At 54.1% G+C, this 17,811-nt stretch carries 8 protein-coding genes; 4 read left to right on the top strand and 4 right to left on the bottom strand.

The features are described from left to right. Nucleotides 1-9: 9 nt before the first annotated feature. The gene (locus tag LDN30_RS15690) at nt 10-1,263 is read right to left on the bottom strand and encodes a hypothetical protein (RefSeq protein WP_223927168.1); all 1,254 of its coding nucleotides are present in this window, start codon (nt 1,261-1,263) and stop codon (nt 10-12) included. Between the two features lie 99 nt (nt 1,264-1,362). Here LDN30_RS15690 and LDN30_RS15695 point away from each other — a divergent pair, with 99 nt between their 5' ends. Further along, nucleotides 1,363-2,124 carry an SDR family NAD(P)-dependent oxidoreductase gene (locus tag LDN30_RS15695; protein ID WP_223927169.1) on the top strand — a complete coding sequence of 254 codons (762 nt, stop codon included), beginning with the start codon at nt 1,363-1,365 and terminating at the stop codon, nt 2,122-2,124. Between the two features lie 48 nt (nt 2,125-2,172). Here the strand turns inward: LDN30_RS15695 and LDN30_RS15700 are convergent, their stop codons facing one another. Then, nucleotides 2,173-6,000: an AlbA family DNA-binding domain-containing protein gene (locus LDN30_RS15700; protein ID WP_223930234.1), complete on the bottom strand. Its 3,828-nt coding sequence runs from the start codon at nt 5,998-6,000 to the stop codon at nt 2,173-2,175. Nucleotides 6,001-6,172: 172 nt separating this feature from the next. Here LDN30_RS15700 and LDN30_RS15705 point away from each other — a divergent pair, with 172 nt between their 5' ends. Then, nucleotides 6,173-7,948: an IS1634 family transposase gene (locus LDN30_RS15705; RefSeq protein WP_223928554.1), complete on the top strand. Its 1,776-nt coding sequence runs from the start codon at nt 6,173-6,175 to the stop codon at nt 7,946-7,948. Between the two features lie 141 nt (nt 7,949-8,089). Here LDN30_RS15705 and hrpB read toward each other — a convergent pair whose 3' ends face one another. After that, a complete protein-coding gene (gene hrpB / locus LDN30_RS15710; RefSeq protein ID WP_223927172.1) occupies nt 8,090-10,612 on the bottom strand; it encodes an ATP-dependent helicase HrpB in 2,523 nt (840 codons plus the stop codon). Nucleotides 10,613-11,987: 1,375 nt separating this feature from the next. Between hrpB and nrdD the strand changes: the two genes are divergently transcribed. Together nrdD and nrdG are read left to right on the top strand one after the other, a co-directional pair. After that, nucleotides 11,988-14,297 (top strand): anaerobic ribonucleoside-triphosphate reductase, encoded by a 2,310-nt coding sequence (nrdD, locus tag LDN30_RS15715; protein WP_223927173.1) that lies wholly within the window; start codon nt 11,988-11,990, stop codon nt 14,295-14,297. Nucleotides 14,298-14,310: 13 nt separating this feature from the next. Then, a complete protein-coding gene (gene nrdG, locus LDN30_RS15720) occupies nt 14,311-14,793 on the top strand; it encodes an anaerobic ribonucleoside-triphosphate reductase activating protein (RefSeq protein ID WP_223927174.1) in 483 nt (160 codons plus the stop codon). 1,741 nt (nt 14,794-16,534) lie between these two features. Here nrdG and LDN30_RS15725 read toward each other — a convergent pair. Next, nucleotides 16,535-17,611 carry an IS110 family RNA-guided transposase gene (locus tag LDN30_RS15725; protein ID WP_223926469.1) on the bottom strand — a complete coding sequence of 359 codons (1,077 nt, stop codon included), beginning with the start codon at nt 17,609-17,611 and terminating at the stop codon, nt 16,535-16,537. Nucleotides 17,612-17,811 lie beyond the last annotated feature (200 nt).

Consider the following 17,811-nt stretch of genomic DNA (forward strand, 5'->3'; position numbering starts at 1 on the left):
TAGCATCTTTTATGGTATATGTCCGCCGCTTTTCAGTTTCCACTCGGTATCAGCGTCCCACGGGTCGGTACTTATCTCCGCCGCCATAGCATTGAGCTCGTCGCACTGCCACCGCGTGATGCGGCGACGGTCGCTATGATACGGCCATGGTGCCAACATCAGCAAACGGCCCGCCGCACACGCATCGAAATACTTCCCCGGCGGTTTATACATCGGAGGAAAACCGTTCGCGAGGACGACAATGAGAGGCAGCCGCGCGTCGAGGACCGCCCGCGCTATCTCCCTCTCCCCCGGCGATATGCAAGGGCTCACGACCACCGCTCCCTTGTGGCCCCGACGGAGGAAGTAGTCCTTCTGCAGGGCGATGAGCCGGAGGTTCTCTGCCGACCCGCAGTTATGACAGCGCACCTGCAGCCGCATCGGCATATCGAGGAGCCACCGGTTGCCGATGGCCGCGAACGTCCTCCCGCCGACCTGCACGTCGCTGACAATGCGGAAGAGGTCGGGATGCTCCCGCTTTATCATCGCCCGCCGCGGGTTGTCGGCGACATACCGGAGCATGTTCTGCAGCTGCCCGCGCCCCATCAGCACCGAGTCGTGATAGCCAGGTGAGAAGAGCGAGGGGCCCTTGGCCCCCTTGCTGCGGGGCATAGTCCCATTGCTGTTGGGCATGGCCCCATTGCTGCGGGGCATAGGCTGCATAGCCCCTCCCTGCAGCTGCCCTGTGGTCTGTGCTGTCGTGTTCGCCGAATTATAATTCGGCGCACTTAACGGGCCAGCCTCGGGGGCAGCAAGCCCAGCCTCGGGTGCAGCAGGCCCGGCACCGGGGGCAGCCGCCCCAGCCCCGGCTGCTGCCACCACCTCCGGCTCTATCTCCCACCACGCATGGGAGCAGCCGGTTTTAAACCCGGCGATGATCTTCCCCAAGTGCAGCTGCTGCTCCCTCATCACGAAGAGCACGCCATGCAGATGGTCGGGCATAATCTGGAGAGCGAGCGACCGCACCCCAGCATGGCGCGCAGCTATCTGGTTCCAGCAATCGCGCACACGCCGGCCGAGGGCACTCAGCTCGACAACAGCCTGCCCGTTGTCGCGCCGGCACAGCGTTCCCAACCGTGCCACACTGCGGTCGGCAAGGTCGATGGTGATCATATACACGCTCCGCCCATGGTAGTCGTGGAGCTCCATGCGCTGAGTCATCGAGTGGTCGCTATCGTAACGCCACCCCACCCCTTCAACAAAATGAACAGCTTTGTCGGTCATAGCTTTCGGTTATTACGCTGCAAAAATAAGAAAAAGACGAAACAGAAACAAAAAAAATGTGTTACTTTTGTACCATCAGACAAAAATAACACATTGATTATGAGCAAAAGAATAGCACTTATCACTGGAGCCACCAGCGGTATCGGCGAGGGCTGTGCCAAGCGCTTCGCCGACGGCGGCTACGATGTAATCATCACGGGCCGCAACAAGGAGAAACTCGATGCACTCACCACCGTCTTAGAAGCGAAGGGAGCACACGTCCTCGCCCTCGCCTTCGACGTCCGCGACCGTGAGGCAGCGCGCCGCGCCATCGAGGGTATGCCAGCCGAATGGCAGACTATCGACGTCCTCGTCAACAACGCGGGACTCGCCCGTGGTCTCGAACCAGAATACAAGGGCGATTTCGACGACTGGGACCAGATGATCGACACGAACATCAAGGGTCTGCTGACGATGACACGCCTCATCGTGCCGGGTATGGTCAGCCGCAACCACGGTCACATTATCAATATCGGCAGCGTCGCCGGCGATGCCGCTTATGCCGGCGGCAATGTCTACTGCGCTACGAAATCGGCAGTGAAAGCCATCACCGACGGTCTCCGCATCGACGTCGCCGACACCCGTCTGCGCGTTACGAACATCAAACCCGGCCTCGTGGAGACGAACTTCTCGAACGTCCGCTTCCACGGCGACACCAAACGTGCCGACAGCGTCTACCACGGCATCGAGCCGCTGACGGGCGACGACATCGCCGATGTGGTGTTCTATGCCGCCAGTGCCCCTGAGCACGTGCAGATTGCGGAGGTTCTCGTCCTCGCCACCCACCAGGCCAACGGCACCGTCATCCACCGCGAAGGATAGCCGACGGCGGGCATGGCGGTGAGCCAGGCCCGGCGCCGCCACCGTCCGTCAGCCGTTATCCTTGATGCCCCACTGTCTCAGCTGGTCGGTAATGTCCGGTGCCATCGTGGCGAGAGGGAATCCAAGGGTGCGGCTGTCGCGGTCGAGGATATTTTTAACCACCGGCAGCCCAGCCGCGGGAGCAATCTCATACTGCAACGTCCGTGTGGCGATACCCTCGTTGAAAACCCTGCATCCAGCGTCGGCAAGACGGCAGCGGTCTATATTAGCGAGCGTATCAACGCGCACCATCGTCCGGTGACTCGTCTTATCCTCCTCCGTAACGCTGATTATGCCGTCGGCATCGGAGGCTATGGCAGCAAAGAGCAGACGCGAACCGCCATAGCGGCTGTACGGCCGATAGTCCTCAAACCTCATTATCTCGCGCACCGGTACCTTGCCGATAGTGCCGTTTTCGTAGCCAAGGACAAGGTAGCGGTCCTTGACATCATCCTCATAGACGGGCAGCGTAAGCTCGGTGGTGGTGTCGTAGTCATACTCGGTGACCTTCTCAAACTTACTGTCGGACAGGAACTTAAAGCAAGCCTCGTAGGGAACGTAGCCCTCCTGGTAGTCCTCGAGGATATTCTTCCTTCTCACACTCGTCATAACTTTCTCCTGAGCTGGGGCCGCCGGCTTCTCGCTGCTGCCCGATGGTGCCGCAGCGGCGACCGCCGGAGCCACCGCCTGAGCCTCCTCAGCCACCGTGGGGACCGCTGCCGCCACAGGTTCCGGCGTTGCCACCGTGTCGGTTGCAGGTTCCAGGGTGTCGGTCTGAGCCTGCCGCGCCGACTGCCGCGCCAACCGACTCTGCCGCCGCGTATTATACTCATCGAACTCACTCTTCGACAAATGACGGTTTCCGCTGCCGTTGCGGTACAGCCATTCGCCGTCGAGGTCGACACCCTTGGCGTATGGTTCGACGTGGACGACGAGAACGTCCTTGCCGCTCTCCTCGCTGTGGTCCCAGTCGGCACTGACGTACGACGCCACATTATTGTCCCACTGCAGTGCCACGGCATCGAGCACATAGCGTTGGTACTTGTCGCGGTCGCCGTTGAACTCCTGATAGCACAGATCATCGTAGACACCGACACCGGCTCCGCTGTCGTTGACACCTAAGTATAACGTGCCGCCGTCGGTATTGAGGAACGAAGCGATGACGGAGAGGATGGTATGCGTCTGCCGCCGCAGGTCGGGCATGCTGTCGTTGGATGGCGGATAGACGATGGAGGTCTTGAATTCGACGGTGCGCGACTCGATACCGTTGCCGTAGACCTTCAGATGCGACTCGTAGCCTTTCAGCCGCAGCATGTTCTTGACGTAGTTGAGAACATCGTTGGCCTGCGGTTTCATGTTGTTCTCTATAAGGATGTTATAGGCGATAGCCAACGAAGCTATCTGCCGTGTCATTCCCTGCGTGGCACCACGGAAGCGCATCAGCTCGTCGTCGTGGGGCTGGGCGCCCATGAAACTGATTATCCGCAGCTGGCGGAACTTCTCGTGCATCGGCGTGTCGCTGGCAAAGAGCTCACCGTCCTCGTCCTGCAGGCGGTCGAGTTGCGAGGTGTCGACCTTGTCGTTGATGGCGAAATCGTAGAGCATATCGATGATGTGCAGACGGCCGCTGTAGTATTCGCCAAGTTCATTCCACCCAATCATCCTACAGAGCAGCCGCGCAAAAGCAATATAATTGTACGACCGGACATAATCGGCGTCGATAACGGCCATCCGGTCGACGATGCGGATAATCTCCTTGACGTATGCCGCGTCGACCATGCGGTCGGTATTGTCGAGGTCGGAGCTCGTCAGCTGCATCGAATCCTCCTTATTTTCGTCCTCCTCATAATCGTCGTCGGGCGTATTGGCGTAGTTGAGCATAAGGTTATGGAAAGCCCTGGCCATATCGACCTTAAAGCCGTCGTAGCGTTCCTTGAGATCACAGTAGATGTGGAAGGTGCCGTTGGCCTGACTCTGATAGGTTCCCACGACGATGTCGCCACGCTGAAGGTCCTCGCCGATGGATCCGTTGAGACTGACACTGTAGCCGTCCTTCGTTATTCCCGGCGACGGATAGTTGGTCACCGACGCCTTCCGCGATGATCCCAGGGAGCAGATGACATCCTCGCCATAGGTGAACTGACTGCACACAAACTCCTTTATCTGCTCGAGCATGGAGAAATGGAACATCCCATCGTCGTCCTCGTCGATGATTTCAGCGTTGAACGACAGTGGATTACCGTTGTAGTCCTCAAACATCCACGTCGCCGTGTGGTGCATATACGATACGATATCCTGTCCGTAGATATATCCGCTGACCGAGTCCTCGCCCTCGATGGTGCACCATGCGCGGTTGTCGCTTTTCTCATTTTCGTCCTCACCGACACTATTAATGGTTATGGTCACGACATCGCCGACACCATGAACGACCTTCATCGGTTTCGTGGTGCGTTTCTCGGGGGTGTGGACGACTGTCGGGTCGGGTGTAAAGAGCTCACGCTCAATGGCTTCCCAAAGGCGGCGGCTGTCGTTGACGGTAATCTGTCCTGACAGCGACGGCATGGCACTGCGGTTGGCATACACCTGGATATTGCCCCAGAGGGCGAGCTGTTCGGGGATTACGGCCTTTGCCTTCTGACTGTCGGCCCATACAGCCATGCCGTCGGGCGATACTACGAGCCTCATCCTGCTGCCGATATACAGGTTGGTGGTGTTGACGGCCCATGGCGGCAGCAGCCGCGAGTGGGTTTTAAGGTCGAAGGGAATCTTATAGCCGAGGGTGTCGGCGAGGGCCGGCCGCGGCCGGTAATAGCTGTCGGAGAACAGCGTGCTGACAGCCATCGCCAAGAGTTCCTTATTGCAGAACTCATCGATATACGTCGACATGACGCAGAGCCGCGACAGCAGCAGACGCTCGTCGGGCAGCCGCGTGTCGTGATTATCCTTGTTGTCGGCGATGATAAAGAGTATGGCGAGGGCCTGGACGAGATTGCGCACGAGTTTGCCGTTGTCGCTGATTTTCTCCACTTTCAATATATTTCCGTCGACATACAGTGTGAGGGCACGGATGAGCGGGTCCTTGAAGGGGTCCTTATTCCAGATGTCGGCAGGCCATTTCCTAATGATATCGAAGAGCCGCGGGATATTTTCCTCCATCAGACTGCCGTCGATGAGGAAGAGAATAGACATAACTTTGAAGTTCTGCTCGGGGTGATAGACGTATCCCGTCTTCTCCAATTTGTCGAGAAGATGCTCGAGAAACTGCGGTGCGGTGCCGTCGGCGAGCAGTTTGTCGGCCTCAATGAAATATCCGAGTGAGTCGATAATGAATGTCAGACGCTGTTGGTAGAGTTCGCGTTCTGTGGTATTACAGATGCTGAGAAAATCAGATTCCTCCATAAACTGCCCGCAGTCGGCCTTTACTTGCGTCAGGTCGCACTCGTCTTTTCTAAGTTCTTCTATCCACTGCCTGCACTCGCCGCCAAAGGTTTTGTCCTCAACCTCGGTCATGAGCAGCAACGACACAAAAGAGGTGGTATCCCATTGCCTCTCCGGGGTGTTCATAATCCTGCTCACAGTCTCAACTGAAATCTTGCTTGCGCCGTCGCTATAGCGGGAGCTGTCGACAAGTTCTATCTTTGGACGTTTCTGATAATTTGCCGTCACCCTGCACCGGATGGTCTGTCCTTTGGTGAGGTTAAGGCCCTCGGTGTGTTGCAAATAGACGAAAAAGCCATCGCCGTCGACAAGCTCACAGAAGTTGTAGCGCACTGAATTTACCGTGAAGTCGTAGGTCTGCCCGACCACATACTTCGTCATTGGTTTTGTTTCTTCCATTTCAAATGTAATTTTTTATATGTATATATAATTCTGAATTTTCGATTAATTTGTAGCGATAATACCCACTCTAAAGCTAATTATCTATAAATCAGTAAATATTTAGTTTGTTATGTTTTGCCATTTCACTTATTATTGTTACATTTGTAGCGGTAATCAATGATATAGTATAATGGCAAGACCTATAAGCGATGAGACTGCTCACAAGGTGACGCTTCACATCAATAACGGATATAGATATGCTACACTACGTCCACGTGTGACGAACGAGGCAACCGGTAAGCGCATGAACAAAAGCATTCATTTAGGCACAGTGACCGAAAGCCTGAAGTTCATTCCGGGCAAGGTGTACCTCTACATGTCGCCTGCTGAGCGAAAGAAATTGTTATTCCCACAGGAATGGGATTTGAGTGAACTGGACTCTTTGCCAAGTACGAGGAAAGCAGGGAGACCCACCTACAATGGAGATGCGCAGAACCGTCTGTATGGCGACGTGTGGCTTATGGAAAGAGTTGCGGAGAAGACTAAGATACGCGAGGATCTGGAGAAAGTGTTCGAGGGAAACAAGGAGAAAGTGGATGACATCATGACGCTTGCCATGTTCCCCTATATTTCCAGCTATTCTTACAGCAGGCTCGCTCGCTGGCAGAGATACACCAAGACTCCGTCCGCGCGCGAAATGTCTCCGGGAGACATCACCCGTCTTACGCAGTCAATCACTGAGAAAGACCGCCAGGCCTTGTTGCGCCTTCGTTCAGAAAGAATTGGAAAGATGGAGCTCTGTGCTGTTGACTCCACAAGCAGGTCGGCTTACGGGAGCAGTCTGGCCGACATACGCTGGGGGCACAACAAGGAGAACATTGCCTTGGCGCAGACGAATGAAGTTGTAGTCTATACTCTCAGCAACCACATGCCCATCTATTACAGGTCGTTTCCCGGTAACATCCCTGACTCACGCACTATGGGTGTCATCCAGTCTGACCTGCGCTGTGCCGGTTTTACGAATTACGTAATGATAACGGACAGGGGCTATGGGACAGTGCAAATCCTTGAGGACAACATTCTTCATGACCAGCCCGCTATAATGTGTATGAAGACCGGCCACAAGTTTATCAGCGACAAAATAGACAGCCTTGGAGACTTCAATGTCCGTCCGGACGGAATGGAGATAGACCTTGACAGCAAGCTGTATTACAAACAGTACGACATTGACTACAAGGTACATGGAAAGGGCAAGTCCGAAAAGACAGCAAGCAAGATGCGCCTGAATCTGTTCTTCAATCCCTCGTGGAGAAGCGAGGGGCAAATCAACATAGACATGAAAGTCGAAGGGCAGAGAAGCAGTCTTCAGCAGATGATTGATGGCAAAGAGGAAGCCCCTGACGATGAGACACTCAAAAGGGACTTCTGCATGTTTGACGTAAAACTGGACAAGAAAAGGCATGTCGTGTCGTTTGAGAAGAACGAGAAGAAGTACAACGACTCACTCAGACTTTTAGGGTTTGTCGCCATTGTAACGCTCGGGCTGGATTTGACAGCGCCACAAGCTCTGGCTCACTACAAATTGAGAGACGAGCAGGAAAAGTACTTCCAGCAGATGAAGACGGAGATGTGCTCTGACAGACAAAGAAATTGGAGCGAGGACGGTAAGACCGGCAGGCTGTTCATCTTGTTCGTCGGATTAGTCATAGGATCATATATTAGACACATCTGGAAGACGACAGGCCTTCACAGCATGTTCGCCTCTTCACTGGACATGCTTGACGAGATGAGGAACATAAGATGTATCGAGCGACAGGGGCATACCACCAAGATAACACCTTTTGTCGGGAAGCAGGTAGAGATTGCGAAGGCTTTTGGGCTTGACATCCCAGCCGGGTGTGAACCGGGATACAAGTCGAAAAAGGTAGGTAGAAAAAGAGGAAGGCCAAAGAAAAACGAGTCTTAGAAGATTATCGCTACAAATTAATTGAAAATTCAGAATATAATATGTATACGGTGTTAGAGATATATTTTAGTGTATGTAAATGATATGTTTATAATTGCGTAAATTATTGACATTATGTCTTTATGGGATAATCTTTTATTTTCATTTCTTTCGCCTCACACCCCTTGTGGCCTCAGCCTGTAGCGGATCATCGGGCCAGTAGTGCTTGGGATAGCGCCTACGGAGCTCCTTTCTGACCTCGAAATAGGCTTCCTGCCAGAAGCTGGCGAGATCGGTGGTGAGCTGTACGGGCTTGAATCCCGGACTGAGCAACTCCATGAGCACTGGCACCCGCCCATCGTCGACGCACGGTGTGGCGGCGAGACCGAAGCACTCCTGCAGTCGAACACTGAGCACCGGCACATCGGAACCCACGCGGTAGTCGAGTCGGACCATGCTCCCCGACGGCACCCTGATGCGCGCCGGTGCCAGCCGGTCGACGGTTTGCTGGGCCTCGTAGGGCAGGATATTCCACAGGATCTGTGTCAGTGGCAGTCGGCGCAGGGCCGTCACGGTGGTGATAATATGGCCGTCGGCATGGAGATAGAGCGGCAGCCAGGAGCCTGCGGTAGCTAAGAGGTGGTCGGTGGAGAGGTCGGGGAGTCCGAGGTCGGGGTGCCACCGTGCCACGAGGGCCACCCTCAGTTGCAGCGTTCGCACCTCGTCATTCCAGTCGAGCAGACTCCGTCCCTCACGTGCCACAGCCTCACAGACGAGAGCTGTGAGACGGTCGTCGCCGACATCGGTCAGCGGCCGACTGTCGATAACGAGCTGACCTATACGCAGTTCACGGCGGGCGACGACGCCACCCTGATGCGTTATCCACGTGAGATTGTCGGTCCATGAGGCCAGAGCCTCGACATCACTCTTCGTGACGGCCGCGGCGAGGAACACACGTCCTGCGCCCCGACCACCGGCATGCAGCGACGCCACGGCAATCCAGTCGTAACCCGTCAGACTGTCGGCACCATCGAGGTGGACGGTAGCCCCTCCTGCAAGCCGGTAGGTGCCGTTATGGTCGACGGCCATAGCCACGCGCTCCGGATAGGCCACGGCGACGAGAGCCCCGATATCGTCGGCCCCCACGAAGGAGTCGTCACTGCGGACGTGCGCCATACGGCAATATTCGTCGGCAACGCGAGCCACCCGCCGCCACGGACCAAGGCGATGACCACGGCGGGCATCGCGGAGAGCGGCCACACGCGGCAGGAGGTCGGCATGGACCTCGTCGGCGCTCATGACATCTTTCTCCTCGATAATGGCGGCAATATCGCAGGCCAAAGCCTTACGGGCATCGTCGGCGGCATGGACAATCATCTTCGCGATGCGCGGATGGCACGGCATAGCCTCCATACGGCGCCCCAAGGGTGTTATCGTTCCGTCGCTGTCGATGGCCCCGAGCAACCGCAGTTCGTCGGTGGCCCGCCGCAGCACCGCCTCGGGAGGGGCCGTCAGCCACGGCAGTGCGGCAGGGTCGGATTCGCCGAAGGCCGCAAGGGTGAGCACCATCGGTGTGAGGTCGGCATCAAGGATCTCGGGTTGGCGCTGCTCCTCCATCCTCGCATCGGTGGCGGTGGTCCACAGCCGGTAGCTGACTCCCGCTGCCACGCGTCCGGCACGGCCCGTACGCTGTGTGGCCATGTCGTGGCTGATGCGCACGGTGGCCAGATGGCTGAGTCCCGTGGCGGCATCGTAGACCAACCGACGGCAGTAGCCGCTGTCGACGACGACACGCACGCCCTCGATGGTCAGCGAGGTCTCGGCGACGGGGGTAGCTAAGACAACCTTGCGACTGCCCGTCGGCGACGGTGCTATGGCCTCGGCCTGCCGTTCCATGGTCATATTGCCATAGAGAGGGCAGACGCGTGTGGGGGCGAGACTGTCGCCGAGGAGGGCGGCACAACGCTCGATGTCGCCCTGACCGGGAAGGAAAGCGAGGATGTCGCCCTCATGACGGCTGTGGGCAGAGACCACGGCGGCTGCCACAGCCTCGGCGATGGCGGTGACGGGAGCATCCTCACGGGCCTGGACAACGCTCACGGGAAACATGCGGCCCTCACAACTCACCACACTCGCTCCGAGCTCGCGGCAGAGAGCGGCGGTGTCGATAGTGGCCGACATGACCACGATATCGAGGTCGGGGCGCAGCACATCGCGCACCTGCCGCACCATGCAGAGGGTGAGGTCGGACTGTAGACTGCGCTCGTGGAACTCGTCGAAGACAACACAGCTGACACCTTCGAGGGTGGGATCATCGGCAAGGCGGCGCGCGAGGACGCCCTCGGTGACAACCTCTATGCGCGTCGCCGCCGACACCTTGCGCTCGAAACGCACCTGATAACCAACGCTCTCGCCCACCCGCTCGCCGAGGAGGGCGGCCATGCGGGCAGCCACCTGCCGGGCAGCAATACGGCGCGGCTCGAGCATGACGATGCGGCCGGAACCGTAGGAGCGCAACAGCGACAACGGCAGCAGCGTCGACTTACCGGCACCGGGAGGTGCCACGACGACGGCTGCATGGCTGTCGCGCAAGGCACCGGCAAGGCCGTCGGCAACAGCCGCGGCTGGAAGGTTGGTCGTGGTGAGCACACGCGTCACCACATCGGTGAGTTCTGATGTTTTCATATTTCTGACGTAATATTGCAAAAGTAATGAAATTATATGATATTACCTATTATATAATGAAAAGTTAGCATTTATTCAGAGTATCCCTGCATTTCATTGGTAAACAGTGACACAATGACAACGGAAAGCAACACTACCGATGCAGAATGCGCGCAGCGGATATTCGCCGTCGGTCATTTGTAATGATGAACCCGACTTCCGTGTGTTTTGTTCTGCCCTCCTTATTTTCCGATAAAATGAATCTGCGCCGATAACCAAGATATATAAACAGGATTTTCATCCGCTCCTACGATAAATATGTCGGTCTAAGTTAATCGTAATTCGCTTGCAAAGTTACAAAAAAATCATCCCGATTTCAAATTTCAGGGGGATAGAAAGGGATATAGACGAATGACTTTGACCAACAGACAGTTAGCAGGTATCAGTCAGCATGAACTTTGGCCGTCGCGAGTGACGGACGATGACAAAGACCATAATTAGACCATCGCCACGATATACATATTTATAATCAGAATTTATTGCCTGCCTATCTGCACCCTGTAAAGGAATCACGTTGACAATGTGTTTGTGATGAAATGATAACATCGGCAGCACATTGATAACTAATGTGTTGCACGCATCCACCGTAGGCGCGGGATTTATCCCCGTCCTACTGTCAAGCGTGTTATTTTACTTTGCCAACGCAAAGCCCCGACGGGGCTTAATCATCAGTAACCCCAGATTAAGGGAGCGCAGCGACCGCAGTCTGGGGTTAACGTGGGCACAAGAAATTCACGACCAGCCTCGAAGAGGTTGAATAGCGGAACGCGCATAATTACCACTGCATTATGGTTTTGCGTACTGCGTGCTATTGTGCGTCTTCGAGGCACTGAATGTATTGCTCTCTGCGTATATGATTCCCCCGGACTGCACTCGCTATCGCTCGCTTAGTCCGGGGTTATTGACGATTCAGCCCCGTCGGGGCTGGACGAAGCTAAAGGATAATTCTTTCATACGCAATGACGAAGTCAGGATACCGCGTGCATAAATACCGCCCAAAAGCCCATTCCTGCCCACCTCATCATCCATCACGTTCATTATCACCGAGTTCCGGCGTTCGTCGAAAGTAATCGTTAGGACAATCGCCTTAAATAGTTGGCTTGCAAAAGGGTTAGGAAATAAATGAAAAAAAGTTCAAAAAAAGGGCCCAAAACATTATGTCCGGTGAAATCTTTTTCTTAATTTTGCAGTCGGAAAACAACAAAAACGGAAAACTTCGCAGAACGAAATAAACCAAAAGTTGACCAAAACGGAAAACTTTCTTCTTCGAGAAGTTGCAAAAGTTTCCCAAAACACACGAGATTACTAAACAGATTAATAACGATAACAACTGGAAATGATACAGGTAAGAAAGCGTGACGGCAAGGTCGTACCGTTCGATTTGGAGAAGATAAAGACAGCCATACTAAAGGACCTGAAGGCCATCGGCCACGAGGGCGACATTGAGGCTACGGCAAAGAAGTATGCCGACGAGGTGTTTGAGCTCTGCGAGCAGAAGTTCCTGCCCCAGACAAGCGTCTTCGACATCGAGAATATCCAGGACACCGTTGTCCAGGTGCTCTCGCGCGAGGGTGAGCTGCGCGCCGTCATCGCCTACTGCGAGTACCGCTATCAGCACAAGTTGGAGCGCGAGCAGAGGGTCAAGAAGGCCTACGAGGACAAGCTCATGGCCAAGAACGTCGTCAACCAGAACGCGAATATCGACGAATATTCGGGCGGCGGACGCAGCGGTGAGGCTGCCAACGTGTACGAGAAACAGTATGCCCTCGACCACTGCATGAGCGAGAAAGCACGCCGCAACCATGAGAACAACGAGATTTACATCCACGACCTCAATAAATATGCCATCGGTTTCCACAACTGTCTGAGCATTCCCTTCGACGACCTCTTGGCAAAGGGCTTCCACACACGTCAGGGCGACGTGCGTCCGGCAGGCAGTCTGAACACTGCTTTCCAGCTCGTTGCCGTCATCTTCCAGCTCCAGAGCCTCGACCAGTTCGGCGGCGTGTCGGCCACCCACCTCGACTGGACGATGGTGCCTTACTTCCGCAAGTCGTTCATGAAGCACTACATCGACCTCTGGGCGAAAGACCAGAAAGAGTATCAGAGTGCCGACTGCGTGGCACTCTACGACCAGACATACACCGACTCGATGGGCGTAACGCGCTCAGCCTATGACAAATGGGCCGACGGAGTGAAGAAGAAATTCTTCGAGAAGACGGGTCTTACGAAGGACGACTTCAAGTTGTCGAACAAGGCCGGTCTCGATGCGCGCTACTACAACAGCGCCCTCGGCGACACCATCCAGGAACTCCATCAGGCTGTCGAGGCTATGTATCACAACCTCAACACCTTACAGAGCCGCTCCGGCGACCAGCTGCCGTTCACATCGGTCAACTACGGCACGTGCACGGAGGAAGAAGGACGGCTCGTCACGCGCGCACTGCTCCTCGGATCACTCGAGGGCATCGGCTTCCACCACAACACTCCTATCTTCCCCTGCGGAATTTTCCAGTATATGAAAGGTGTCAACGACAAGCCCGGCACTCCGAACTACGACCTGAAGCAGTTAGCCATGCGCTCCACATCGCAGCGCCTGTACCCGAACTACGCCAACGTCGACTGGAGCGGCAACGCCGGCTACGACCGCAACGACCCACGCACCTACTTCTCGACGATGGGATGCCGCACGGCCAACGGCTACGACATCAACGGTCTCGGACAGCTCAAGGACGGACGTGGCAATATCTGCCCGACGACAATAATCATGCCGACATTGGCTATGGAGGCCGACAGGGACGTGGAGAAATTCATGAAACTCCTCGACGAGAAGATTCACGAGGCTAAGGACACCCTCATAGAGCGTTTCAACTGGATATGCTCGCAGGACCCGAAGACAGCACCGTTCATGTGGGACAACAACACCATGGCAGGATATATTCCCGAGGAGGGCATACGCTCGGCCATGAAGCACGGCACCCTCGCCTTAGGACAGCTCGGTCTGGCCGAGACACTCCAGCTGCTCATCGGCTGTAACCAGACAACACCGGAGGGCATGAAGCTCGCCAAGCGCATCGAGGAGCTCTTCTCGAAGCGGTGCAAGGAGTTCAAGGAGCAGTACAAGCTGAACTTCGGTGTCTACTACACCCCGGCCGAGAACCTCTGCTACACGGCCATGAAGAAGTTCAAGGCTAAATACGGAGTGATTAAAAATGTGTCGGACCGCGACTATTTCACAAACTCCATCCACGTGCCGGTATGGGAGAATATGACGCCGTTCGAGAAAATCGACATCGAGAGTCAGCTCACGGGCTACTCCTCAGCAGGCTGCATAACCTACGTTGAGCTGCCGTCGACAACAAAGCACAACGTCGATGCTCTGGAGCAGATCATCGACTACGCCATGGACAAGGACATTCCTTACTTCGCCATCAACGTGCCCAACGACACATGCATGGACTGCGGATACACCGATGAGATCAACGACGCCTGCCCAATGTGCGGCAGCCATAATATACGGCGGCTGCGCCGTGTGACGGGCTACCTCACCACCGACTACCACAACTTCAACCTCGGAAAGCAGGCTGAGGTCAAGGACAGGGTGAAGCACATCAAGTCGTTCGCCAAGAAGGAGCAGACAGCCTAACGCCACAGCCACGATGCGCATTCACGATATAACCACGTGCGACGTGAATAATGGTGAGGGATTCCGCGTAACCCTCTGGGTAGCAGGATGTTCTCACCACTGCCACGGCTGTCAGAATCCGGAGACGTGGAATCCCCTCGGCGGTCAGCCTTTCGGCAAGGAGGCCCACGACTACCTCTTCGGCGAACTGTCGAAGGGTTACATCCAGGGACTGACGCTGTCGGGTGGCGATCCCCTCGACTCCTACGACGACATCCTTCCCCTCGTGAAGGAAATCAAGACCGCAATGCCGGAAAAGACCATCTGGGTATACACCGGCTACACGATGGACGAGATAGAGTCGTCGCGCCTCAAGGGAATTCTCCCGTATGTCGATGTCATCGTCGACGGCCCGTACGTCGAGAGCCTCCGCGATGTCACCCTCGCTTTCCGCGGCTCCCGTAACCAGCACATCATCCGTCTGCACGACGGAAAAATTACGGCCATCGATGAATAACGCGGGAACGGTCAGCGTGGTGACAAAGGCCTTATGTTGATGTCATTCTCCCTGATTGCACGACGGAAAGGTTTCGGCCATCGGCAAATGGCAATCCGGTGGCTAACACGTTGAAAGAATACCCATACAAGAGGACTGAGACATCTCGGCCCTCTTTTTTTGTGCCCCGACTAACCAAAACCAACAAAACCCTTTGTGTCAGCGCAAAGGGCTTTGGTCCTTTGCCATCTGTGGCTTGAGGGCTTGTGATAGGACGGGAGTCTCACCGTCCTCAAAGCTCCAAATGGTAGATTCTCCTCCGTCGTATCTTGGCGCTGACACAAAGGGAAACCTCCAAAACAAACTAACGCGGCAGGAATTCGATCTGACGACCGACCGGACGGCCCCTAACACTGCCTACCCGCCCCTGCAAAGGGATCACGATTGCAATATGATGATTAAAGATGTAAATCACAAAGAACAATCTTAGTAATGCGTTGATTAAAGATGTAAATCACAAAGAACAATCTTGGTAATGCGTTGATTAAAGATGTAAATCACAAAGAACAATCTTGGTAATGCGTTGATTAAAGATGTAAATCACAAAGAACAATCTTAGTAATGCGTTGATTAAAGATGTAAATCACAAAGAACAATCTTAGTAATGCGTTGATAATTAATGTATTGCACACATCCACCGTAGGGGCGGGGTTTATCCCCGTCCTACTGCCAAGTGTGTAATTTTCTTCTGCCAACGCAAAGCCCCGACGGGGCTTAATCATCAGTAACCCCAGACTAAGGGAGCGCAGCGACCGCAGTCTGGGGTTAACGTGGGCAAAAGAAATTCATTACCAGCCTCGAAGAGGTTGAATAGCGGAACGCGCAGAATTACCACTGCAATATGGTTTTGCGCACTACGTGCTATTGTGCCTCTTCGAGGCACTGAATGTATATCCTTCGGATTACATATTCCCCGGACTGCACTCGCTATCGCTCGCTTAGTCCGGGGTTATTGAAGATTCAGCCCCGTCGGGGCTGGTAGTAGCTGAAGGATAATTCTTAGATGGCAGTTGCGCGTGTATAAACCTAAGCGAGTGAGATACGCTCTATTATGTGATAATTCTTTCATGACAATAAGAGGCGTATAAGCCCAACAATGGCAGCGAAATACTGCAACTTGCTGATAATTAATGTGTTGCACACATCCGCCGTAGGGGCGGGGTTTATCCCCGTCCTCGCAGCCGCGGGCAGCAGCATGGCACGAATAAATACAAAAAGCACGCTAACATTGAATACGTTGCAAAAGTCCGCGAGTCCGCGATGGAGCGGGTTTATCCCCGTCCTCACAGCTTCGTTATATTTGTTTTGTATCTCGCCCGCTGTTGGTAGGACGGGGATAAACCCCGCCCCTTCTATGTTGCAAACCAAATAATTGACTTTTATTTATTTTTCTTTAACTCTGATTATCAGCATTTTAGCATTTGTTGTACTTTCGTATAGGGACACGAAGCCTTAGATAGTGACTTCTGTCCTATCAAGAGAACGCCCAAAGAACGGTTGTCATCAGGCGTAAGATTCATTAAAAAATCCCATCAAACCAACTTCTATCAGTGATACCCATTCGGGTTCACGGTTTACTGCTCAATTAATGACAGGAAAAGCGCCACAAACTACGAGAAAAGTGCAGTCATTAGCTCACCAAGGGGCGGGTAGCAGTCGCTTATATCGAAAGTGTTTTCTAGGATTTCCTTTATGATGTAACCTATTGGCATTCCTTGTAATCTTCGCCGTACTTGAACACGTGCCATAACCTGGTGGCAAGTTTTCTGGCTACGCGTATTACGGCCTGGTTCTTCTTCATGCGCTGACAGTACTTGCCGAAAGCTGAGGCCATTTCCCGGTCATAGCGTATGGTGGTCCATGTACTTTCAACGATCATTCTTCTTATCTTTTGGTTTCCACGGGGCGTTATCTCGCCAGCATTCTCGTTCTCGCCAGAATCATCCATGGTAGGAACGAGTCCGAGATAGCTTATGAATCTCCTCAATCCCGTAAAACGGTCTGGCGTAACGGCTTCCGTAAGGATAGTCATCGCCGTTATCATCCCTATGCCGGGAATAGCTATAAGGCGGTTGTAGGCCTCGGCGTAGGCCTCGCTCTTCGTCAGGATCCTTATCTCCCTGTTGGCCCGGAGAAGCAGCTTTCTATAGTACTCAAGCTCTTCAATCATCATATCAAGGGCAATCCTTTTGCCTGATAGAAGAGTGACTTCCTCCCTAAGCCATTTGATGAAGGCCCGTGTCCAGTGGGAGCGATAAGCGGCGAACGGTTCCGGGTATGAGACGCCGTTGGTATACAGCAGGTGTTTTATGCGGCACTTGACACGGCAGATGTCCTTCATTATCGTCTGTCTGGTCCGCATCAGTTCCCTGTCTCCGAGCTTATCCTTAGGCGGAAGGTAAACGGCTTTCAATTCGCCATTGCTTAACGAACGTGCGAGCTTGGCAGAATCCACCGCGTCCGTCTTCGACAGCCGTTCCTTCTGCGATGTCGGCACATCGGCGGCGTGAGTTATGATGCAGTCAACGCCAAGATCACGAAGCTCGTAGCAGCTTGAGTAACCGCTGAATCCTGACTCGTAGACAGCGTGGTAAATACCTCCTGGGTAATTCTTCTTCAAGTGCTCGAAGAGTGCCTTCGGACTCGCCGGCTGCGTGAAAGTCTTCTTGTAATTGCTGTCTTTCAGCAAAATGGTTACCGACCAAGTCTTTAAATGTACGTCAATTCCTACGTAAATGTTTTGTCCTTTGAAGGAAATTTTGTTACTTTGCAATTTCATAGGGTGATACCGTTTTAATTATTGTTATTTTTTATTTATCTCTGCAAAGATACGATAATTATTCGGTTAGCCCTACTTTTTTTTGCAGAATTAACGTCTCAGAATGTGAAGTCTCAAGGAAAAGGAGTAATCTCAAAACCATGAAAAACACAGAAGCCGAAGCAGCATGTTCTGATGCACGTGAGGGCGTTAGCCGATGC

This window comes from Prevotella lacticifex, assembly GCF_019973375.1.
Taxonomy (GTDB): Bacteria; Bacteroidota; Bacteroidia; order Bacteroidales; family Bacteroidaceae; genus Prevotella; species Prevotella lacticifex.